The organism is Mesorhizobium sp. WSM4807 (assembly GCF_055811615.1).
Genome location: NZ_JBVVQY010000002.1, coordinates 57,646 through 78,114, shown reverse-complemented (window position 1 = coordinate 78,114; position 20,469 = coordinate 57,646). Strand labels below are relative to the sequence as shown.

General features: G+C 62.4%; 21 protein-coding genes and 1 pseudogene. 6 read left to right on the top strand and 16 right to left on the bottom strand.

Annotated elements, in window-relative coordinates:
* Positions 1–28 precede the first annotated feature (28 nt).
* The 5 genes from AC0L3N_RS02680 to AC0L3N_RS02660 form a co-directional block, all read right to left on the bottom strand.
* On the bottom strand, positions 29–949 hold the full coding sequence (locus tag AC0L3N_RS02680; protein WP_473545385.1) for a pirin family protein: 921 nt from the start codon (positions 947–949) through the stop codon (positions 29–31).
* Between the two features lie 40 nt (positions 950–989).
* Complete coding sequence (locus AC0L3N_RS02675; RefSeq protein ID WP_123147057.1) at positions 990–1,256, bottom strand: DUF2277 domain-containing protein; 267 nt, start codon at positions 1,254–1,256, stop codon at positions 990–992.
* Between the two features lie 109 nt (positions 1,257–1,365).
* Positions 1,366–1,617 carry an exodeoxyribonuclease VII small subunit gene (locus tag AC0L3N_RS02670; RefSeq protein ID WP_258119043.1) on the bottom strand — a complete coding sequence of 84 codons (252 nt, stop codon included), beginning with the start codon at positions 1,615–1,617 and terminating at the stop codon, positions 1,366–1,368.
* Positions 1,618–1,620: 3 nt separating this feature from the next.
* Positions 1,621–2,547, bottom strand: a complete 927-nt coding sequence (locus tag AC0L3N_RS02665) for a histone deacetylase family protein (RefSeq protein WP_473487690.1) — start codon at positions 2,545–2,547, stop codon at positions 1,621–1,623.
* A gap of 182 nt (positions 2,548–2,729) precedes the next feature.
* Positions 2,730–3,374 carry a TetR/AcrR family transcriptional regulator gene (locus AC0L3N_RS02660; protein ID WP_473487637.1) on the bottom strand — a complete coding sequence of 215 codons (645 nt, stop codon included), beginning with the start codon at positions 3,372–3,374 and terminating at the stop codon, positions 2,730–2,732.
* A gap of 119 nt (positions 3,375–3,493) precedes the next feature.
* Between AC0L3N_RS02660 and AC0L3N_RS02655 the strand changes: the two are divergent.
* Positions 3,494–4,714: pseudogene (locus AC0L3N_RS02655) on the top strand (MFS transporter).
* A 391-nt stretch (positions 4,715–5,105) separates the two neighbouring features.
* On the opposite strand, the gene AC0L3N_RS02650 reads toward AC0L3N_RS02655, so the two are convergent.
* From AC0L3N_RS02650 to aroC, 3 genes are all read right to left on the bottom strand, one after another.
* A complete protein-coding gene (locus AC0L3N_RS02650; RefSeq protein ID WP_473545383.1) occupies positions 5,106–5,540 on the bottom strand; it encodes a hypothetical protein in 435 nt (144 codons plus the stop codon).
* A gap of 19 nt (positions 5,541–5,559) precedes the next feature.
* Positions 5,560–6,660 (bottom strand): 3,4-dihydroxy-2-butanone-4-phosphate synthase, encoded by a 1,101-nt coding sequence (ribB, locus tag AC0L3N_RS02645; RefSeq protein ID WP_287198540.1) that lies wholly within the window; start codon positions 6,658–6,660, stop codon positions 5,560–5,562.
* Between the two features lie 94 nt (positions 6,661–6,754).
* Positions 6,755–7,873, bottom strand: a complete 1,119-nt coding sequence (gene aroC, locus AC0L3N_RS02640) for a chorismate synthase (protein ID WP_473545381.1) — start codon at positions 7,871–7,873, stop codon at positions 6,755–6,757.
* A gap of 280 nt (positions 7,874–8,153) precedes the next feature.
* Between aroC and AC0L3N_RS02635 the strand changes: the two genes are divergently transcribed.
* Entirely contained in the window at positions 8,154–8,417 is a 264-nt protein-coding gene (locus AC0L3N_RS02635; protein ID WP_128242504.1) for a DUF1344 domain-containing protein, read from the top strand.
* A 597-nt stretch (positions 8,418–9,014) separates the two neighbouring features.
* Here AC0L3N_RS02635 and AC0L3N_RS02630 read toward each other — a convergent pair.
* Positions 9,015–9,398, bottom strand: coding sequence for a hypothetical protein (locus AC0L3N_RS02630; protein WP_473545378.1), 384 nt, complete (start codon positions 9,396–9,398; stop codon positions 9,015–9,017).
* A gap of 515 nt (positions 9,399–9,913) precedes the next feature.
* On the opposite strand from AC0L3N_RS02630, the gene AC0L3N_RS02625 reads away from it, so the two are divergent.
* Positions 9,914–10,702, top strand: a complete 789-nt coding sequence (locus AC0L3N_RS02625) for a DUF1194 domain-containing protein (protein WP_473545376.1) — start codon at positions 9,914–9,916, stop codon at positions 10,700–10,702.
* Between the two features lie 145 nt (positions 10,703–10,847).
* On the opposite strand, the gene AC0L3N_RS02620 is transcribed toward AC0L3N_RS02625, so the two are convergent.
* The 4 genes from AC0L3N_RS02620 to AC0L3N_RS02605 form a co-directional block, all read right to left on the bottom strand.
* Complete coding sequence (locus AC0L3N_RS02620; protein WP_473545374.1) at positions 10,848–11,435, bottom strand: histidine phosphatase family protein; 588 nt, start codon at positions 11,433–11,435, stop codon at positions 10,848–10,850.
* 54 nt (positions 11,436–11,489) lie between these two features.
* Positions 11,490–12,308 carry an enoyl-ACP reductase FabI gene (gene fabI, locus AC0L3N_RS02615; RefSeq protein WP_473487645.1) on the bottom strand — a complete coding sequence of 273 codons (819 nt, stop codon included), beginning with the start codon at positions 12,306–12,308 and terminating at the stop codon, positions 11,490–11,492.
* A 140-nt stretch (positions 12,309–12,448) separates the two neighbouring features.
* A complete protein-coding gene (locus AC0L3N_RS02610; protein ID WP_123147048.1) occupies positions 12,449–13,369 on the bottom strand; it encodes a DnaJ C-terminal domain-containing protein in 921 nt (306 codons plus the stop codon).
* A gap of 99 nt (positions 13,370–13,468) precedes the next feature.
* Positions 13,469–13,945: an RT0821/Lpp0805 family surface protein gene (locus AC0L3N_RS02605; RefSeq protein WP_123147047.1), complete on the bottom strand. Its 477-nt coding sequence runs from the start codon at positions 13,943–13,945 to the stop codon at positions 13,469–13,471.
* A 40-nt stretch (positions 13,946–13,985) separates the two neighbouring features.
* On the opposite strand from AC0L3N_RS02605, the gene pdxH reads away from it, so the two are divergent.
* The gene (gene pdxH, locus AC0L3N_RS02600; protein WP_123147046.1) at positions 13,986–14,603 is read left to right on the top strand and encodes a pyridoxamine 5'-phosphate oxidase; all 618 of its coding nucleotides are present in this window, start codon (positions 13,986–13,988) and stop codon (positions 14,601–14,603) included.
* 152 nt (positions 14,604–14,755) lie between these two features.
* Here the strand turns inward: pdxH and AC0L3N_RS02595 are convergent, their stop codons facing one another.
* Together AC0L3N_RS02595 and AC0L3N_RS02590 are read right to left on the bottom strand one after the other, a co-directional pair.
* A complete protein-coding gene (locus AC0L3N_RS02595) occupies positions 14,756–15,514 on the bottom strand; it encodes a crotonase/enoyl-CoA hydratase family protein (RefSeq protein ID WP_473545371.1) in 759 nt (252 codons plus the stop codon).
* Between the two features lie 56 nt (positions 15,515–15,570).
* Positions 15,571–17,340, bottom strand: a complete 1,770-nt coding sequence (locus AC0L3N_RS02590; protein WP_473545369.1) for an acyl-CoA dehydrogenase — start codon at positions 17,338–17,340, stop codon at positions 15,571–15,573.
* A gap of 211 nt (positions 17,341–17,551) precedes the next feature.
* Between AC0L3N_RS02590 and AC0L3N_RS02585 the strand changes: the two genes are divergently transcribed.
* Both AC0L3N_RS02585 and AC0L3N_RS02580 read left to right on the top strand, forming a co-directional pair.
* The gene (locus AC0L3N_RS02585) at positions 17,552–17,782 is read left to right on the top strand and encodes a hypothetical protein (RefSeq protein ID WP_473545368.1); all 231 of its coding nucleotides are present in this window, start codon (positions 17,552–17,554) and stop codon (positions 17,780–17,782) included.
* Positions 17,783–17,951: 169 nt separating this feature from the next.
* The gene (locus AC0L3N_RS02580) at positions 17,952–19,058 is read left to right on the top strand and encodes a glycoside hydrolase family 25 protein (protein ID WP_473545366.1); all 1,107 of its coding nucleotides are present in this window, start codon (positions 17,952–17,954) and stop codon (positions 19,056–19,058) included.
* Positions 19,059–19,078: 20 nt separating this feature from the next.
* Here the strand turns inward: AC0L3N_RS02580 and purD are convergent, their stop codons facing one another.
* Positions 19,079–20,356 carry a phosphoribosylamine--glycine ligase gene (purD, locus tag AC0L3N_RS02575; protein ID WP_473545364.1) on the bottom strand — a complete coding sequence of 426 codons (1,278 nt, stop codon included), beginning with the start codon at positions 20,354–20,356 and terminating at the stop codon, positions 19,079–19,081.
* Between the last annotated feature and the right edge of the window lie 113 nt (positions 20,357–20,469).

The window sequence follows — 20,469 nt, the reverse complement described above, 5'->3', positions numbered from 1 at the left end:
TTGCGTGTCCAAAACCGCACGCGGCGCTCTAATTGTCCGGCAGAGGAATGAACTCTTCTTCATCCCCAGGAACGATATCGAAGCGGCCTGTCTTCCACTCTTCTTTGGCCTGTTCGATGCGTTCCTTCGACGATGACACGAAATTCCACCAGATGTAGCGCTTCGAGCCAAGTGAGGCGCCGCCGAACAGCATAAAATGCGCTCCACCCTCCGAGGACACGACAATCTCGTCACCGGGCCGAAACACCAGCAGCCGCTCTGCCGGAAAGCGGTCGCCGGAGATCGAGACCTCTCCCTCCAACGTATAGATGGCGCGCTCCTCGGCATTGGCAGGGATTTTCACGCTGGCGCCGGGCGCCAGGCTGAGGTCTGCATAGAGCGTGTCAGAAGCGGTCACGACCGGAGACCGCAGCCCGGAAAAGGCGCCGATGACAACGCGCCCGCTGACGCCTTCGGCGTCGATCTCGGGCAGACGCATGGCCGCCGTATTCTCGAAGATCGGGTCGACCTCCTCCTTATCGTCGGGCAGCGCCAGCCATGTCTGCAGGCCGGAAACCGACATCGGCGCGCCGCGCAGCTCCTGTGGCGTACGCTCGGAATGGACGATACCGCGGCCGGCGGTCATCAAATTCACGTCGCCGGGCTGGATTACCATTTCGGTGCCGAGCGAATCGCGATGCCTGATCTTGCCGTCGAACAGGTAAGTCACCGTCGACAGGCCGATATGCGGATGCGGACGGACGTCGAGCGCCTGGCCGGCCCGCAAAATCGCCGGGCCCATGCGATCGAAGAAGATGAAGGGACCGACCAGCCGACGCCTGGCGGTCGGCAAGGCACGGCGAACCTGAAAGCCGCCAATGTCCTTGGCGTTCGGAATAACCATCAGTTCGATCTGGTCGCTGGCGAAGGCGTCACCGGGCAGGGGGTCGTTTCCGGGGAAGAAGCTCACGAAACCTCCTTGTCAGCAGCAATGCACGGTTGCCATCAAATCAGGCGAAACGGATTGCCGCTTTTGCGCGCGCCTTGGCCGCGACTTCCTCGCGACTGCGCGGATGGTGCGTGGTTTCGAGAGAATCGAGAAGCTCGCGAGCCGACGCAGCGATAGCATCGACGGCATGATCGAAGGCGTCCTGATTCCGCTTCGAGGGTCGTGTCGATCCGCTCAGCTTGCGGACGAACTGAAGCGCCGCGTCGCGAATTTCCTCGTTCGTCGCCGGCGGATCAAAATTGAACAGGGTCTTGATGTTTCTGCACATCGCTTTTCTGGGCCTCCGCGTCTCGCTTTTATCCTAGTTTGAGCATGATCTTGTCCGAAAACCGGTTTCCGCTTTGCGCCAACGCGGACCTTCGGTTCGGGATCATGCATTACTCCGCGTCCAGCGGCTCTGTCCCCACAGGCTTGCCGTCGCGCGAAAGCCTGATCTTCTCGACCTTATCCTCGGCCGCCTTGAGCAGCCGATCGCAATGTACCTTCAGTGCCTCACCGCGCTCATAAATGCGGATCGACTGATCGAGCGGCACGTCGCCGCGCTCCAGATCATCGACGATTTTCTCCAGCGCGTCGAGCGCCTGCTCGAAGCTCATCGCCTTGACGTCTTCGTTGCTCTCACCAGCCATCGTTCATCCTTTCATCAGTCGCCCGACATGGGCGGCGACCGAAAATGCCAATCCCTGCAGATCGTAGCCGCCCTCGAGCAGGCTGACGAGCCGGTTGTCGCTGTGACGACCGGCGCGCTGCATCAGCTGGCCGGTTGCCCAGTCGAAATCGTCCTCGGTCAAGTTGATCTCGGCCAGCGGATCGCGGTGATGCGCGTCGAAGCCGGCGGAAATTATGATGAGGTCGGGCGCGAAATTGTCGAGCGCCGGCAAGATGCGCGACAGGAAAGCGTCGCGGAAAACCTCGCTGCCGGTCTGCGGCGCCAGCGGCGCGTTGACGATATTGCCGGCGCCGGTTTCGCTCACGGCTCCGGTTCCGGGATAAAGCGGCATCTGGTGCGTCGAGCAATAGAGCACCGACGGATCGTCCCAGAAAATATCCTGCGTGCCATTGCCGTGATGCACGTCCCAGTCGACGATGGCAACGCGCTCGGCCTGGTGCTGCCTTTGCGCGTAGCGCGCCGCGATCGCCGCGGTGTTGAACAGACAGAAGCCCATGGACGTCGTCTTTTCGGCGTGGTGGCCGGGCGGGCGGGCGGCGACAAAGACATTGGCGACGTTGCCCCGAAAGACATCGTCGACGGCGGCGTTGGCAGCGCCGATCGCCGTCACGGCCGCCTGCCAGCTTTTCGGGCTGGCGGTGGTGTCGGCGTCGACGCGAGCGATACCGGTGTCCGGTATCGTAGCGCGGACCCGTTCGACGAATTCCTGCGGATGTGCGTAGAGGATGGTGGCCTCGTCGCCTTCCGGCGCCTCGGCACGATCAAGGGCGGCAAAGGCTTCGTCGTCGAGCACGCGTTCGATGGCGCGCAGGCGGTCCGGCCGCTCCGGATGACCGGGCGGCGTTATGTGCTCGAGAAAGATCGGGTGGGTATAAAGCCTTGTTACCATGCCCCCGATATAGGCGCGCCCGGCGGCTTTGACCATGTTTTTGGCACGGCCAAAGGCAGACGTTCAACAGGGTTTAGATGTTGGATGCTGGTTGGGTCCGGCGCGAGCTACCGACCGATGCTCGGCCAGCCGCCGGTCCCAGTCGGGGTCGGGCACCTGGCCTTTGATGGTCTTGAACAAACTCAGGCCAGCGATTTGTCAATCTCAGCCGGTGCCTGCGGACCGCCAATCCTGCGGCCTTGCTTGAGCAATCCCTCCAGAAGCACGTTGAAGGCCTTCACCGCCTTTTTTGACGTCGCTTCGGGATCCTCCGAATTTGCGATCCACTGCGCGGCATGTAGCGAGGCGCCGCTGACCAACCTTGCTGCGGCTTCGGGATCAACGGCAACGATGGTTCCCTCGTCCCTCAGCCTTTGAAGGTTCTCGCTCATCGAGCGGATGCATTCGTTCTGGCTCGGCCATTGCGAAGGATCGCCGAGCACCGCCGGTCCATCGCGAAGGACAATACGCTGGATCTCCGGCTCCAGCGCCATCTCGATATAAGCGGTGCATTCGTCGACAAAGCCCTGCCAAAGAGTGTCCGCCCTGGCCGAAACGATCTTCAGCCGGGCCAACATTTCCCCGTCGATCTCGGCGATGACCGCCTGGAGAAGGCCCTTCTTGTCGCCGAAGTGATGATAAAGCGCGCCACGCGTCAGCCCGGCCGATGCGGTGAAGTCGTCCATCGACGCCTCGGCATAGCCGACAGTGCCAAAGGCATGGCGCGCCGCCGCGACCAATTTGGCGCGGGTCTCCGCGATCATCTCCTTGCGTGGTTTGTGCCCCATTCGCTCATTCCTTCACATACGTCTCGTATATTAATTGACATACGCGTCGTATGTCATTATTTGATTTGCATACGCCACGTATATAAGTGGCTCGGCCTCAAAAATCCAGGAGTGTTCTCATGCCCAATCCCTATCGCGAAATCTTCTAGGCAAGGGGAGCCAAGGGCTTCGCCGCAGCCGGCTTCGTTGCCAGGATGCCGATGGCCATGGCTCCGATCGGGATCGTCGCGATGCTGTCGCAGACGCACGGCGAATACTGGCTGGCTGGCGCCGTCTCCGCGACATATGCGCTGGCCAATGCTTTCGTCGCGCCGCAGATATCGCGGCTGGTGGACCGCCTCGGCCAAGCGCGGATTGTGGTGCCCACCACTGTCATTTCCGCGCTCGCTTTCGTAGTGCTGATTGCGGCGGCCAATCAGGACTGGCCGATATGGACACTGTTCGTGTCAGCGCTGCTGGCCGCCGCAATGCCCAGCATCCCCGCAATGGTGCGCGCGCGCTGGACAGAGCTCTTCCGAGATCGCCCCGAGATGAACACCGCGTTCGCCTTCGAGTCGGCGGCGGACGAGCTGGTCTACATCGCCGGGGCTTCGCTATCGGTGGGACTGAGCGTCGCCGTTTTCCCGGAAGCGGGAATGTTGGCGAGCACATTGTTCCTCGCCTTCGGCTCGACAGCCTTCATCCTGCAGCGCTCGACCGAGCCGCGAGTGCGACCGGTGGAAATTGGTTCGCGCAGCTCGGCAATCCGCCTGCGGCCGGTCCAAATCATCACCTTGGCCCTGATCTTCATCGGCGCGACCTTCGCAACCACGGAGGTGAGCACCGTGGCGATCACCAAGGAGCTCGGCCAGCCGGGCGCCGCCAGCCTCGTCATCGGCGTCTACGCCCTCGGATCGTTTGTCGTCGGCATCATCATCGGCGCCCTGAACCTGAAAACACCGCTGCAAATTCAGCTTGCCATCGCGATCGCCATCATCGCGCTCACCACGCTGCCGCTGCTCGTCGCCGACACGGTACCTCTTCTGGCACTGGCCGTCTTCGTTAGCGGCGTGGCGATCTCGCCGACCTTCATCACGGCATTCGGCCTGATCGAGCGGCGCGTGCCGGAGGCCGTGCTGACCGAGGGCGTCACCTGGGTCATGACCGGCATAGGCATCGGCATGGCGCTCGGCTCCTTCGCCGCCGGATGGGTGGTGGACGCCTTCGGCGCACAGAGCGGGTTCCTGGTGTCGGTGGCGGCGGGCGCCATCGCGCTGGTCATCGTGCTCGCCGGCCAGTGCAGCCTTGCCACGGCGCATACGGTGTCGCAATCCGACGCAGCCGCGGTTCCTGCCGAATAGTCTCTATGCGTCCGGTCCCAAGCGGGGCCGGACGTCCTCCTTTTCGAAGGCGTATACGCTTGCGATTAGGGGCTTAACTTCGCATGCTCTTATGCATGAGAGTCATGAATGCTGGCGCGCGAGTCACTATCCGCCAGGCGGACCTGGCCGTCAGGCAGACGCGACCATCAGAAAGGCGCGGCGTATGGAGCGTGCCGACCTGAATGCCTTTCTGGCAGTTCGTAGGAGCGGAGTCTCACGCGCTGTGGCCAAGCTCGGGACGTCGCAATCCGCACTAAGCAAGACGCATCGAATCGTGTCTCGGCATACGCCTTGACGCCGCCCTTCAGGCGATCAGGTTGAGAAGGAGGATAAGAATGGGCGACGAATGCCGCTGGCCGGATCTGGAGTTCTACGATCTTTCCAACCGATCCCTGATCTCATTTCCGTTCAGGACGACGACCGGGGTTCCCAGTGCCTCGACCAATTCGGGGCTCAAATGGGCAATTGCTTCGGCACGCCCCACCATTGGTGGACACTCGCCGGGACAATAGATGGTCGAGTTGGTTGCCTGGAGAATTCTCAGGAGCGAATCGAATAGGCGACTGTTGGAAGTGGGGCGCGCCACCGTGAACCCCGAACACCGCGACGCGTCGTCCGGATCGAGATTTAGATAAAGGTCGGTTTGATCCAATGCCGACGGAGAGTCCTGATAGGTGACCACCCAGCATGAGAATTCAGGATCGCGGCTGGTGATGAACGGTGCGAAGGCGTCGTTCACGATCGATGTTGTAAAATAGCTCTGTTCGCCGTTTTCAAAACAACTGAGATATGCCTCGAAGCTCATCTCCATTGTCTCCAACAGACTAAAGAATCTCGGTCTTGGCGATATGGATGCCGAAGCCTTCCAACCCGACATAGTGGCGTTCGCGCGAGGCGATCAGGTTGATCGAGGAAATGCCAAGATCCTTCAAGATTTGCGCGCCAAGACCGATCTCGCGCCATTCGCTTTCGCGGCGGCGCGCCTCTTCATGGTCCTCGCGATCGCCGGCAGCCGGCCGGTTGCGCTCCTGATGGGCGACGCCGACGGAGCCTTCGCGCAGATAGACGATGACGCCGCGCCGGCGCTCGCCCATCGATTTCATGATACCGTCCAGCCTGTGGCTGGTGCCGAAGACGTCCGTCACAACGTCCTCGGAATGCAGCCGCACCGGCACCTCCTCGCCGTCGCGGATGTCGCCGAAGACGATCGCCACATGGTGCATAGAATCCCAGGGCAGCGTGTAGGTGAAGACCTGCGCCTTGCCGCCAGGCGTGTCGATGTCCGAACAGGCGACACGTTCGACCAGCGTTTCCTTGCGCTGGCGGTAGGCGATGAGGTCGGCGACCGAAATCTGCTTCAAACCGTTCTTTTCGGCGAAGGCCTGTACCTGCGGGCCGCGCATCACAGTGCCGTCATCATTGACCAGCTCGGAAATGACACCGACCGGCGGCAGGCCGGCAAGCTTGCACAAATCGACCGCTGCTTCGGTATGGCCCGAACGCATCAGCACGCCGCCTTCGCGCGCGATCAGCGGAAAGATGTGGCCGGGGCGGACGAAATCGGACGCCCCGACATTGCCGTTGGCAAGGTTGCGCACGGTCAATGTGCGGTCGTCGGCCGAGATGCCCGTCGTCGTGCCGTGCTTGAAATCGACGCTGACGGTGAAGGCGGTGGTGTGGGCCGAGTCATTGTCGGCGACCATCGGCGAAAGATTCAGCCGCTTGGCTTCCTCGCGCGGCATCGGCGTGCAGACGATGCCGGAGGTGTTGCGGACGATGAACGCCATCTTTTCCGGCGTGCAATGGACGGCGGCGACGATCAGATCGCCCTCGTTCTCGCGCCCGTCATCGTCCATGACCACGACGATTTCGCCGCGTTCGAAGGCGCGCAGGGCTTCGACGATCTTCTTCTGGTCGTAAGGCATAAGTGCTCGCTTTGCTCGCGGGAGTAGGGGAGTAGGGCAGTAAGGGAGTAGGAAAAAGGAAAATACGGTCGCGGGAGCTGCGTAACATACTCCCCTACTGCCTTACTCCCCCTACTCCCCTCCCTGTCTGTCCCCGATGACGCAGATAGTGATCGGCGATCGCGCAGGCAACCATCGCCTCGCCGATCGGCACGGCGCGGATGCCGACGCACGGGTCATGCCGGCCCTTGGTCATGATTTCGACGTCGTTGCCGTCCTTGTCAATCGACTTTCGCGGGGTCAGGATCGACGAGGTCGGCTTGACAGCGAAGCGCGCGACGATCGCCTGGCCGGTCGAGATGCCGCCGAGGATGCCGCCCGCATTATTGGAGAGGGAGACCGGCTTGCCGTCATTGCCCATGCGCATCTCGTCGGCATTCTCTTCGCCGGTGATGCGGGCGGCCTCGAAGCCGTTACCGATCTCGACACCCTTTACGGCATTGATCGACATCAGGCCCGAGGCAATGTCCTGGTCGAGCTTGGCATAGATCGGCGCGCCGAGGCCTGCCGGAACGCCGTCGGCGACGATCTCGATCACCGCGCCGATCGAGGAACCAGCCTTGCGGATGCCGTCAAGATACGCGGTGAAGACGGCGATCGATGCCGGGTCGGGCGTGAAGAACGGATTTTCGGCGTCGCCAACGAAATTCCAGTTCCAGTTGGCGCGGTCGATCGATTTCTCGCCCATCGATACCAGCGCACCGCGCACGATCATGCCGGGCACGACCTTGCGGGCCAAGGCTCCGGCCGCCACCCGCGCCGCCGTCTCGCGGGCCGAAGAGCGGCCGCCACCGCGATAGTCGCGCAGGCCGTATTTGGCATCGTAGGTGTAATCGGCATGACCAGGCCGGTACTGGCGGGCGATCTCGCCATAGTCCTTGGAGCGCTGGTCGACATTCTCGATCAGCATCGACACCGGCGTGCCGGTGGTGATCATCGTCTCGCCGTCCTCATCCAGAATGAAGCCGGACAGGATCTTGACCTCGTCGGGTTCGCGACGCTGCGTCACAAAACGCGATTGACCCGGGCGGCGCTTGTCGAGGTCGGCTTGGATCTCAGCGCGCGTGAAGCGGATGCCGGGCGGACAGCCGTCGACCACGCAGCCGAGCGCTGCGCCATGGCTTTCGCCCCAGGTGGTGACGCGGAAAAGGTGGCCAAACGTATTGTGAGACATGAAAACCAGCCCTGCCGGCCTCGGAGCCGGCTTACCGCATGACCCCGAAAATCGGAGCGATTTTCGGAAAGGATCATGCGCAAAATCAAAAGTGCTACAGCGTCCCTTGCGCGTCCAACAGGACGCGCGGCGCTGTCTGCGTTCTATTGGCGTTTTCCGCAGTGGTCAAACTGTGATCTAGCGGATTTAGTTTTGACACATTCGGTTGGTTTCTGCTTCCCTCGATCCGTCTGTTGAACACCCGCCGCCGCCGTGCCGGCGCAATGATAAGAGGACGATGATGCGTATCCTGATCGGCGCCGTTGCCGCGACTTTGCTGATTTCCACCGCCGCCTTCGCCGGCCAAACCGAAGGCCTGATCAAAGAGGTCGATAAGGACACGTTGACGCTGACACTCGACGACGGCAAATCCTACAAGCTGAACGCCGAAACCGATCTCGAAGCGCTGAAACCCGGCATGGATATCGTGATCGCCTACGACGAGACAAACGGCGAGAATGTCATCACCGACATGCAATTGCCGGACAGCGATTCAACCGAATAGAGTCATTCAGTTTGGGCGGTGCTGGCTATTCTCGCGAGCAACGATACCAGTTCCGGCTGGCGGTGGGTCTCGGTTTTGGCGAAGACGGCTTTCAGCTGATTCCTGGCGGTTTCGTAAGTGACTCCCAACTCATCCGCGACGGCCTTCAACTCTGCGCCCGATGAAACCCGGCGAGCCAGTCTCGCCTCGGCAGGGGTCAGCCCGAAGCAAGTCCGCAAGGCAACCTCCGACGGCTGAGGATAAATGTCCGGATCGATAAAGCAGACAACTATCTGACAGGATGCAAAGACGTTCGTGGTAATTCTTGGCAGGCGCGTGGGATAAGCTAGCAGAGGCCTGCCTCCGAGGCGGGGCAGCGGGACGGGGTCCACCATTGCTGGCGGGGTCGGATTTCGCAGCAGCCCGTGAAATGCGCCTAAGGGCATCAGTGGCGTTCTTGTCGGCACAAGCCAGATGGCGGCCGGTCACCCAAAGGTCTCGACCGAACAGGCTCTCTGCAGGTTCGTTCACCAGGATCACGGCGGCGTTCCGGTCAAGCATCTGCAGGCGTGCCGCTTGCGCTGAATGCACCCATCGCTCCTTCGGCACGCGCGAAGCTCAGCATTCTCGCGAGCGCGACCGCGGAACCCAACTGTCTGGAGAAGTCGGCAAGGCTCTGAATCTCGGATGGCGAAAAAGGGCCTTGCTGGATCGACCTCTGGATCGACAGGCACCAGAGGCATCGCCTGCCGCAACCTTCACACCCGCAAACCACCGCAGGCCGAATGGCGCGAGAAATTCCTGATAGTAGGGATGCCTGGCGATTTCCTCGGGCGTCAGTACGTCAAGCTCGCTGACGGCGCCTCTTCGGATCAACAGAGGCAACAGGTTGTACCGGTCGTCCCGGTCGATCCAGCCATCCTTGACGTATGTCTCGAGCGACGGACCCATTCGGCGACTTTTCGGTATGCCGGGGAAATGCCCTTTCGTGTCGAACAGCATTGCGCCAAAGCTTCCAGTGGCGTCCGCAGCCACATCCATTGCAGCATCCCAAAGCGCCGGGTCGGCCGCCGCTTCGGCTATGGCATTGCCCACTGCATTCAGATCGAAAGCCGTGCCCATCTCCGTCCCGCAGCCGAGAAGCAATCCGAGCTTATATTAGCGAAGTTGAAACTTCTAGCCGGCCGCGGCCGAGGGAGCCTGACGAGTAGGGCTAGTACACTTGGTCTGACCCAGTTGGGGCATGCGCAAGATTTGAATTTCTATAAAACAGCCTTCGGGAACCGGCGAGGTCACGGGGTCAAAAGACGAACGACGCATCCTTGCGTGTTCAGTTGTCTCGGCGCGAGCGTAAAGCGGGCCGTAGGCGTCTTTTGTGAATGGGGGGATCGGTGGCTAAAATTGCAACGCACGGCGCACGCACCGTCCAAATCAATGGCGACATCGCCCCTACCAACGGAACTCTCCACGCTCTTACAGCGACCCCCGCAGTCGCACCGAAACACCGGGGCGCCCTCATGCCTACCCTCATCATCTGCACAAGCTGCCTTATTCCAGCTGCATCCGTCCGCGCGCAGAAGGCCGACACTGCGGTTGACGTGTGCCTCGTCCTGGCCGCAGATATCTCGGCCAGCATCGCCAATGACACAGCCCATATGCAGCGTGAGGGTCACGCTCAGGCGTTGAGCCACCGTGACGTTGTGTCCGCCATAGCCCTGACCCGCACTGGGCGGATCGCCGTGACCTACGTCGAATGGTCCAGCCATCATACCGCCCACACCATATTGCCTTGGCGCATTATAGAAAATGCGCGCGGCGCGCGAGAGGCAGCTGACGTTATTCGAGATATGGGCCACCGTACCGGTCAAGACCGCCTCGGCCTCACTAGCCTCAGTTGGGCCATTTCCTACGCGTCCCAGAGCCTGGCCCAGTGCCCCGCCACACCCGACCGCGCGGTTATCGACATCTCAGCGAATGGACCCAACAATGATGGTCCTGCCCCAGAGACTGCGCGGGACCACGCCTTGGCCATGGGCCACATCATCAATGCGCTTGCCATCCCCGCGCCGGTGCTACCACTTGACGATTTAGCTGTCAGCCTCGACCCATACGAAGGAGTGTGGCAGCACCCAACCGACTATCTCTATAGCCACGTTACCGGCGGTCCCAACAGTTTCGCGACCACAGCTCGTACATTGGAGGATTATTTTCCTGTCCTCCGCCGCAAAATCGTCACGGAGATTGCCGGTTTGTCCGACAATCCGCTTGAGCATGTGCAGGAAGTGGAGCTTGCCTGGCGGCCTTGATTTGAAAAGATAGCAGAGCAGGACCGCACCCGCCTGGGAGAGGCCGTACGGGGACTGGCCGCCAACCGCCGCCCGCTTCTCTACGTCGTCCCGACTTGGCATCAATTTTTGAATCAATGTCTGAGAAGGCCTGAACTCGCGTCCTTCAGAGCCACGCCAGGGTTCGTCCCTCCAGCCTGAGCAAGCGATCCTGCGGCACATCCAGGTTTGCGGCTTCTGCCTCGGGCATTCCCAGCACCATGCGAAACAGGGCGCGCACGACGCCACCATGGGTCACGCAGACCGTCGGGCGGTCCAGCGCGTCGAACCACGGCTTTACCCGCTCGAGCAGCATTTGATAGCTTTCGGCGCCCTCGCCGGGCGGCAGGAAATTCCATTTGTCGAGGCGCCTCTCTCTGCCCGAGCCCAGATGCCGGGCCTCGAGTTCGGGAAAGGTGAAACCCTGCCAATCGCCGAAACTCATTTCGACAAGGCGGGGATCGGTGCGGTAGGCCCGCGGATCGAGCCTCATTGCAGCGCGAATGCGCTCCATGGTCTGGCGCGTCCGCCGCATCGGACTGGCGACAAAGTCGAAATCCTCGGGGTTATGAACGAATTCGGCAAGCCGATGGCCGTTGCGGGTCGCCTGCTCGCAGCCAAGCGGGTTGAGATCGGTGTCGGCCTGTCCTTGCAGCCGGGACTCGGCGTTCCACACCGTCTGGCCATGGCGCGCGATGTAGACGAGCGGATACATCAGGTCATCCGGAGAGCGGTCGAGAGCAGGCTGGAGGCGGGAGAGTTCGAGGGGTTATTCCTTGACGGTCGAAATATCAGGCGCGTCGACCGCCTTCATGCCGACGACATGGTAACCGGAATCGACATGGTGGATCTCGCCGGTGACGCCGCGCGAAAGATTGGACAGGAAATAGACGGCTGAATCGCCGACTTCCTCTTGCGTTACCGTCTGCTTCAGCGGTGAATTGTATTCGTTCCACTTCAATATGTAGCGAAAATCGCCGATGCCGGAGGCGGCCAGCGTCTTGATCGGGCCGGCGGAGATGGCGTTGACGCGGATTTTCTTGGCGCCGAGGTCGACGGCCAGATAGCGCACGCTGGCTTCGAGCGCCGCCTTGGCGACACCCATTACGTTGTAATGCGGCATCACTTTTTCCGCACCGTAATAGGTCAGCGTCAGCAGCGAACCGCCATCGGTCATCAGCGCCTCGGCGCGCTTGGCGATGGTGGTGAAGGAAAATACCGAGATGTCCATGGTGCGCAGGAAATTGTCGCGCGTCGTCTCGACATAGCGGCCTGTCAGCTCGTCCTTGTCGGAAAAGGCGATGGCGTGGACGAGGAAATCGAGCTTGCCCCAATGCTTGGCGATGTCGTCGAAGACCGCATCGAGCGTTGCCGGATCGGTCACATCGCAATGACCGACGACACGGGCGTTGAGTTCAGCCGCCAGCGGCTCGACGCGTTTCTTGAACGCCTCGCCCTGGTAGGTCAGCGCAATCTCGGCGCCGTTGTCGACGCAGGCCTTGGCTATGCCATAGGCGATCGACCGATTGTTCGCGACGCCCAGGACAAGCCCGCGCTTGCCGGCCATAATGCCTTGTCCACCCGTCATGTGAGCGCTCTCCGCAAGATCTTCTGCTTTGTGGAGTGGCTATCGCACAGGCACAGAGCCCCTTCAAGCGCTCAACACGGACAGTTCAGGGGACAAAAGCATCGCTCTACAGCGCCGCGCGTCCTTTTGGACGCGCAAAACTAGCGCTTTCGGTTGCGCATCAGCGCTTCGAGATCGCTGTCACCACCTTCAGGCAGCATCAACCGCACGTGCGCGTAGAGATCACCGTGACCGCCAACTTTTTCCGGCAGGCCCCTGCCCTTCAGCCGCAGGACCTTGTCCGAGCTCGACCAGGCGGGAACATTTACCGCAAGCCTGCCGGTCGGCGTTTCGACCGCCACCTTAGCACCCAGCACCGCATCCGCCAGTGCAACCGGCAGGTCGGCGTGGAGGTCGCGGCCTTCGACACGATAGCGCGGGTGCCGCCGGAAGCGGATCTTGACCAGCGCGTCGCCCGGCTGCCCCGGCCCTTGCTCGCCCTGGCCTTTCAGCCGGATCGTCTGGCCGTCCTCGACATAGGCTGGCAGTTTGACAGCGACCTTGCGCCCGTCGGGGAACATCGCCGTTACCTTTTCCGCAGTCGCCGCTTCCTCGATGGTGACGTCGAGCGTCACGTTCAGGTCGGCGCCGGACGGCGCCTGCCGGCCGGCGCCCGTCCCGGCACCGCGAGAGAAGGTCTCGCCGAAAATCTGGCTGAAGATGTCGCTGTTGCCGTCGAACGGATCGCCGCCCGGACGGCCTGAGCGAAACTCGAAGCGCGAGCCGCCCGGTCCTTGCTGCCGACGAAAGCCGGCGAACGGATCGGCGCCGCCGGCGGCACCCTCGAAGCCTTGAAAACGCGGCTTGCCCTCGGCGTCAATCTCGCCGCGATCGAAAGCCGCACGGTTCTTCTCGTCGCCGACGATCTCGTAAGCCTGGTTGGCTGCGGCAAACCGCTCCTTCGCCTTGGGATCCGGATTCTGGTCCGGATGATACTCCTTGGCGAGTTTGCGGTACGCCGATTTTATATCCTTGGCCGATGCGTTCTTGGCAACGCCCAGCACCTCATAGGGGTCGCGCATGCTTCCTGCCCTGGAGAAGAGGTGAGTCCACGATTGCCACCTATATGCGCTCGCATAGGAAGAAATTCCAGTGGCGCGCGGTCATATGATGGCGGAAAATCAGAGCGCTTTGAAGTCCTGCATCCGCCACGCGCCGGCGCCGGCCAGGCAAACCTCGCCCTTGAACAGGGCGACGCCGTCGAAGCTTTCGCGCGACGCGGTGAAGCGGCGGCAAAGCTGACCGTTGTCCCTAGACTCCGCCAGTTCGATGATCGAGCCCCGCGAACCGGTATCGGAATTCGCCCAGGGAACGGCCTGCCCGCCAAGCTCCTGAATATCGGCGGAAGACACCGCGTTGCGGATCGTCGCCTGGTCCGAGGCGCGATCCTGATCGATCGGTGAGGCAACAGCAGGCGTGCTGCTGGTCAGGATCGTACGGTCGACCTCCGCCTGCTCCAAACTGAAGCCGCCGGCACCGCAGGCGGCAAGCGGCAAGACGACCAGCACGATCGCGGCGGCCTTGACCGCAGCCTGGGCGCTGGCCGAAGCAATAAGGCTCCATTGCCTGCTGTCAAAAGGTTGCGCGATGCGCGACAATCGGCAATCTCCCCGGCAGGCAATAGAATTTGGAAAAACTATGAGCGAAACTGAGTTAACAAGCGGTGACTTTACCGAGGCTGCCGAGCCATTCCGCCTCTTTGCCGCATGGCTCGACGACGCGACGAAGAGTGAGATCAACGATCCCAACAGCGTAGCGCTGGCGACCGTCGATGCCGAGGGCATGCCGAATGTGCGGATGGTGCTGCTCAAGGGGTTCGATGAAAGCGGATTTGTGTTCTATACGAATTTCGAGAGCGCCAAAGGCCGCGAGATTCTTGGCAGCATGAAGGCGGCGATGTGCTTTCACTGGAAATCGCTGCGCCGGCAGGTGCGCGCGCGCGGGCCGGTGGAGATCGTTACCGAGGCGGAAGCGGACGCCTATTACGCGACGCGTCCGCGCGGCAGCCGAATCGGCGCTTGGGCCTCGAAACAATCGCGGCCGCTGGAGAGCCGCTTCGCACTGGAAAAAGCCGTCGCCGAATACACGGCGCGCCACGCGATCGGCGAGATCCCACGGCCGAAACACTGGTCGGGCTTCCGTATCGTGCCGCAGACGATCGAGTTCTGGCACGACCGGCCTTTCCGGCTGCACGACCGCGTCGTCTTTTCCCGCAATGCCAAGGGCGGCTGGGACAAGACAAGGCTTTACCCCTGAGAGGGGTGGTCCCTTAAGCGGCTTCACCGGGGAGAACTGGACGCGCGGCAATATGGCATCGCCAATATACGGTGGAGCACTAACGGCGCCGGCAAAATCTGGGCAAAAGAGCCCCAACGGTTCCGACTCGATCCCACCTATCAAATGCCGGACTAAACACCTACCTTCTTCCTGGTCATGAAGGCCATCAAGGCCGCGCGGGCCTCGTCGGATTTGAGCCGCTCGCGGAAATGCTCGCATTCCTGGCCGATGCGGGCAACGAGCTCTTCACGCGAGCCGCGCATCAGGTCACGCGCGATCTTCAGCGCTTGGGGCGGCTTGGCCGCGATCTGCCCGGCGGCGGCAAGCACGGCGGATTCGAGCTCGTTCTCCTCGACCACCGCGTAGATCAGTCCGGCCGCTTTCGCCCGCTCGGCCGAAAAGCCTTCGCCGAGGCCAAGCAGCGCGAAGGCGCCTTGCCGGCCGAGAATCTGCGGCGCGAGCAGGCTCGACCCCGCCTCGGGGACCAGGCCGAGATCGACGAAGGGCGTGCGGAACATCGTGCGCGGCGTGGCGAAGGTCAGGTCGCAATGCAGGTTGAGCGTGGTGCCGATACCGACCGCGATGCCGTCGACGCCGGAAACCATGGGCTTTTCCGCCCTGGCCAGCGCCATCAGGAAATCCCAGACCTCGGTGCCGCCCTCGCCGCCGGTGGCGACGACCATGAAATCGGCAAGGTCGTTGCCGGACGAGAAAGCGCCTGAAACACCGAGGAAGACGTGAACACGGATCGCCGGATCCGCGTCGCCCTCGGCAAGGGTTTTGGACAGTTTCGCATACATGGCGCGCGTCAAGGCGTTCTTCTTGTCCGGACGGTTCATGCGGATGATCTGGATGGCGCCCTGGCGCTCGACGAGGATATGGTCTGTCACGGGTGGTGGTCCTTTGTGAGACGCCGGGCTTTTGTAAAACGTCGACCTTGTGGATGTCAGGCAGAAATCAGTGTCTTGCCGGCAGCGGCAAGGCTTTCGGCGCCGCCAATGACGCGCTCCTTCAGCGCACCCGCCTCGCCAAGCAGGTTTTCGGCAAAGAAACGGCAAAGGGCGGTGCGGCTTTGGTCGGCAAGCGCGCCGCGTGCCAGATAGGCGCCGCCCGCCGCAAGCGAGATTAGCCGCAGATACGGCGTCGCACCGGCCAACGCCTCGTCCGAGCGCCCGTCGGCAAGCAGCCCTTGCAGGAAACGCGTCGCCTGGCCGAGGTCGTCGAGCGCCTGGTCGAGAGCATCGGCGGTGCGGCCAAAACCTTGAAGATTTGAGGTCCGCACTTGATTGGCGACCGCTTTCAGTTCGGCGATGTAACCATGCACATGCTCGCCACCGCCAAGCGGCAGCTTGCGCGCCACCAGGTCGATCGCCTGGATACCGTTGGTGCCTTCGTAGATCGGCGCGATGCGCGCGTCACGATAAAGTGCTGCCGCACCGGTCTCCTCGATGAAACCCATGCCACCATGCACCTGCAGCCCAAGCGAGGCGACCTCGACGCCGACATCGGTGGAAAAGGCCTTGGCCAGCGGCGTCAACAGATTGGCACGTTCCTGCCAGTGCGTGGCTTCATCGCCGACAGATACGCGCGCGTGGTCAATGGCATGCGCACAGGAATAGCTGATGGCGCGCGCAATCTGGGTCAGCGCCTTCATGGTCAGGAGATTGCGCTGCACGTCCGGGTGATGGACGATCGGCGCCATGCCGTTGCCGTCATAGCTTGCAGCCTTGCCTTGCCGGCGGTCATTGGCGTAGGCGAGCGCCTTCTGCGTGGCCGTTTCGGCAACCGCCACGCCCTGCATGCCGACGGCGAGCCGCGCATTGTTCATCATGGTGAACATGCAGGCGAGCCCCTTGTTTTCCTCGCCGATCAGCCAGCCGATCGCGCCGGGGGTGGTCCCTTCGAAACCGTCGCCATAGATCATGGTGCAGGTCGGCGAGGCGTGGATGCCCAATTTGTGCTCCAGCCCGGAGCAGAAGACGTCGTTGCGTGCGCCCAGCGCGCCGTCGTCGCCGACAAGGAATTTCGGCACCAGGAACAGCGAAAGGCCACGCGTGCCGGCCGGCGCGTCCGGCATCCGCGCCAGCACCAGATGGATGATGTTGTCGGTGAAATCGTGCTCGCCATAGGTGATAAAAATCTTCTGGCCGAAGATGCGGTAGGTGCTGTCGCCGGCTGGCTCGGCGCGGGCGCGCAAGGCGTTCAGATCTGAGCCCGCCTGCGGCTCGGTCAAGTTCATCGTGCCCATCCATTCGCCGGAGACGAGCTTTTCCAAGTATTTGGCCTTCAGCGCCTGTGAGGCGTGCTTGTCGAGTGCTTCGACCGCGCCCATGGTGAGCGTCGGGCCGATGCCAAAGGCCATGGCGGCGGAGTTCCACATTTCGAGCGCGGCGACGCCCAGCATGGTCGGCAGCGCCTGGCCGCCGAATTCCTCCGGTGCGGACAGCGCGTTCCAACCGCCGTCGATCCAGCGGCGATAGAGCGCCTTCCAGCCAGGCGGCATGGTGACGGCAGCGCCGCTCAGCACCACGCCTTGTTCATCGCCGATCTTGTAGAGCGGCGCGACCTCTTCTGTGGCGAAGCGGCCGGCTTCCGCCAGAATGGCGGCGACGAGGTCTTCGCCAAGCTCGCCAAAGGTGCCGGCGTCGAGCGCCGGCTTCAGGCCGGCCACATGCTTCAGCGTGAAGGCGATCTCCTCGACCGGTGCCCGATACATGCCGCTCGCTCCTCCTCTGTCCGGCAGGGAAACTTAATATCCGTGCGGACACAAAACCATTCGCTTTTGGGTCTCCTCTCCCGCCTTCTTTTTACGTAAACGTCAAATTTTGTCACGCGGATTTTGCAATTGGAGCTGTTCACGCTAAAATCGGCAAAAAGCCGGACAAGTCGACCGGCGACAGATTCAAGAATACTGGATCGGACCGCCCGTGCTCGCCAGACCTGACGCCTTTCGCTGCATCGAATGCGGCCTGCCCTATCGAGCGGCAGGTTTTTGGCACCATCGGGGCAAGATCGAGGACGGCGCCGCCTATTGGTCGGATCGCGGCATTCTGTGTTCGCCTCAATGCTCGCTGGCCCATCACCGCAAACGCCAGGCTGAGGGAACGCTGCCGCAAGCGCCGGCGCCCGACCCGTTCCAGCCGCTCTCCCTCCGTTGATGGCCAGTAAAGCCACCACCGGCAGAATTGCGGCATTCGCCGCGGGCCGCCGAAAGTATTTCCTTAACCATGGCGGTTCAGAATCAGGTTTTGGCCAGCAAGGATCTGCTGTTTGAAGCCGCCGGCGCACCCTCTTCGCCGCCTAGGACTCCTCGTCGTCGCGACCGCGATGACAATGGTGTTGGGGCCGACACAAGCCTCGGATTTCTCCGCGCCGTGGAAGGATACCAACCGGGCGCTGGTGATCGACGCCTACGAATACAATCCCATTGATTGGGCTGAACTTGCGACCGACAAGCGGATCGTCGGCTTCATCAACAAGGCGTCCGACGGGATGCCGCCAGTCTATTTCTGTTTCGGCGACGAGACCGAGACGCGGCTCTGCAAGACGCTGTGGAAGCGCCATGCGGTGGCACAGGAACTGTTCCAGACGCGCAAGGTGGTGGCCAAGGCGCTCGGCCTGAAATGGGGCGCCTATCATCTCGCCCGCCCCGGCAACCCTGTGGGACAGGCCAATAATTTCATCAATTTCGCGAAACCTGGTCCGGATGACCTGCTTGCCCTCGACATCGAGGATGACGACCCCACGAAATGGATGTCGCTCGAGGATGCAGAGGAGTTCGTGCGCCATGTGCATCGGCGGCTGGGCCGCTTTCCGGTGCTCTACACCAACGGCAAGACCGCCAGGCACATCGCCGACAACAAGTACAAATACCGGCTCCTGTCGCGGCTGCCGCTCTGGTATGCGCGCTACAAGCCGGACATCGGCGTGCATTTCCCGATGGGCAACTGGCAGGGCTACGCACTCTGGCAGTTTTCGGCAAAAGCCAATTGCGGCCGGTTCCGCTGTCCTTACCGGGTGGCCGGCACGCCCAACGATATCGACGTCAATGTCGCACCAATGGATGCCGCCACATTGCGCGCACAATGGCCCTTCGGCGGCCTGATCGAGGTGCAGCCGGATTACCTCGCCTCGATACCGGTGCCTCTTTCGCGCGAGGCCGGCCTTGCGGGCAATGCCATCACCTACGCCACCGTGGTGGCACCACCGACCTTCACCGAAATGATCGCCATGTTCAGCGCCCGCTGGGCCAAGTTCCGCAGCAGCTTTCAAATGCCTGCTGTGAAGACGTTGCTGCGCCTTCCGCGCGGGATTGCCGAATATGTGGCCTGGACGCGGAAAGAAAAGCCCTCCGCATCAGGCGTTGGAGCCGCGCCCGCCGCCAGCGATCCGGTCAGCACCGCATCGACCGAGTTCGACCGTGGCCTGCGCTGAAATCTGAAAGCCGTTCGGCGTCAGCGCGCCTGCTCGCGCGCGACGGCCTGCCAGCCGATATCGCGGCGGCAGAAGCCTTGCGGCCAATCGATCCGGTCGAGTGCGGCATAGGCTCGCCTCTGCGCCTCGCCGACCGTCCTGCCGGTCGCCGTGACGTCGAGCACACGGCCGCCATTGGCGACCAGCGCGCCGCTGTTGATGGCGGTGCCGGCATGAAAGATCTCGACACCATCGCCCGCGGCCTCTTCGACGCCGCGGATCACCGAGCCCTTTTCCGGCGTGCCGGGGTAACCCCTGGCCGCCATCACCACGGTGAGCGCCGCCTCGGCGCGCCAGCGCGCTGAGGTATGTGCAAGCTGGCCGTCGGCAGAAGCGTTGAGCAGGACCAGGAGGTCGTCCTTCAGCCGCATCATCAGCACCTGGCATTCCGGGTCGCCGAAACGGGTGTTGTATTCGATCAGCTTCGGCCCCTCGCCTGATATCATCAGCCCGGCAAACAGCACGCCCGAAAACGGCGCGCCACGTTCGGCCATGCCGCGCATGGTCGGCTCGACGATCTCGCGCATGGTGCGGTCGATCATCTCCGGCGTCATCACCGGAGCCGGCGAATAAGCCCCCATACCGCCGGTGTTCGGGCCGATGTCGCCGTCGCCGACGCGCTTGTGGTCCTGTGCGGTGCCGAACGGCAGCGCAGTGGCGCCGTCGCACAGGCAAAAGAAACTCGCCTCCTCGCCGGTGAGAAACTCCTCGACCACGACCTCCGCGCCGGCCTGTCCGAAGGATCCGTCGAAATAGGCATCGAGTGCTGCCAGCGCATCGGCCAACGTCATGGCGACGGTGACGCCCTTGCCGGCGGCGAGGCCGTCGGCCTTGATGACGATCGGCGCGCCCATCTTTTCGACATAGGCCCTGGCCGACGCTAGGTCGCCGAAACGGCCATAGGCGGCGGTCGGGATGTCGTATTTCGCGCAAAGATCCTTGGTGAAACCCTTCGAGCCTTCCAGCCGCGCCGCCGCCTTGGACGGGCCGAAGACGCGAATGTTTTCAGCGCGGAGGTCGTCTGCAATGCCGGCGACCAGCGGCCCTTCCGGGCCGACCACGACGAGGTCGATCTTTTTCTCCGTGCAGAACCGGGCCACAGCCGCATGATCGGCAATGTCCAACGTCACCAGTTCGGCTTCTTGGCCGATGCCTGGATTGCCCGGCGCCGCGTAAAGCTTCGTCAGCAGCGGCGAGGCCGCGATCTTCCAGGCCAGCGCATGTTCGCGGCCGCCGGAGCCGATCAACAAAACACGCATGCCCAGATCCCTTGCCATTCCACGATCAGGACTGCGCTATTGCGCCCCGGACGATGGGTCAAGACATTTGGATGGTTTGGGACCAATTGCGCACGGGAACGTCGGGCATCAGC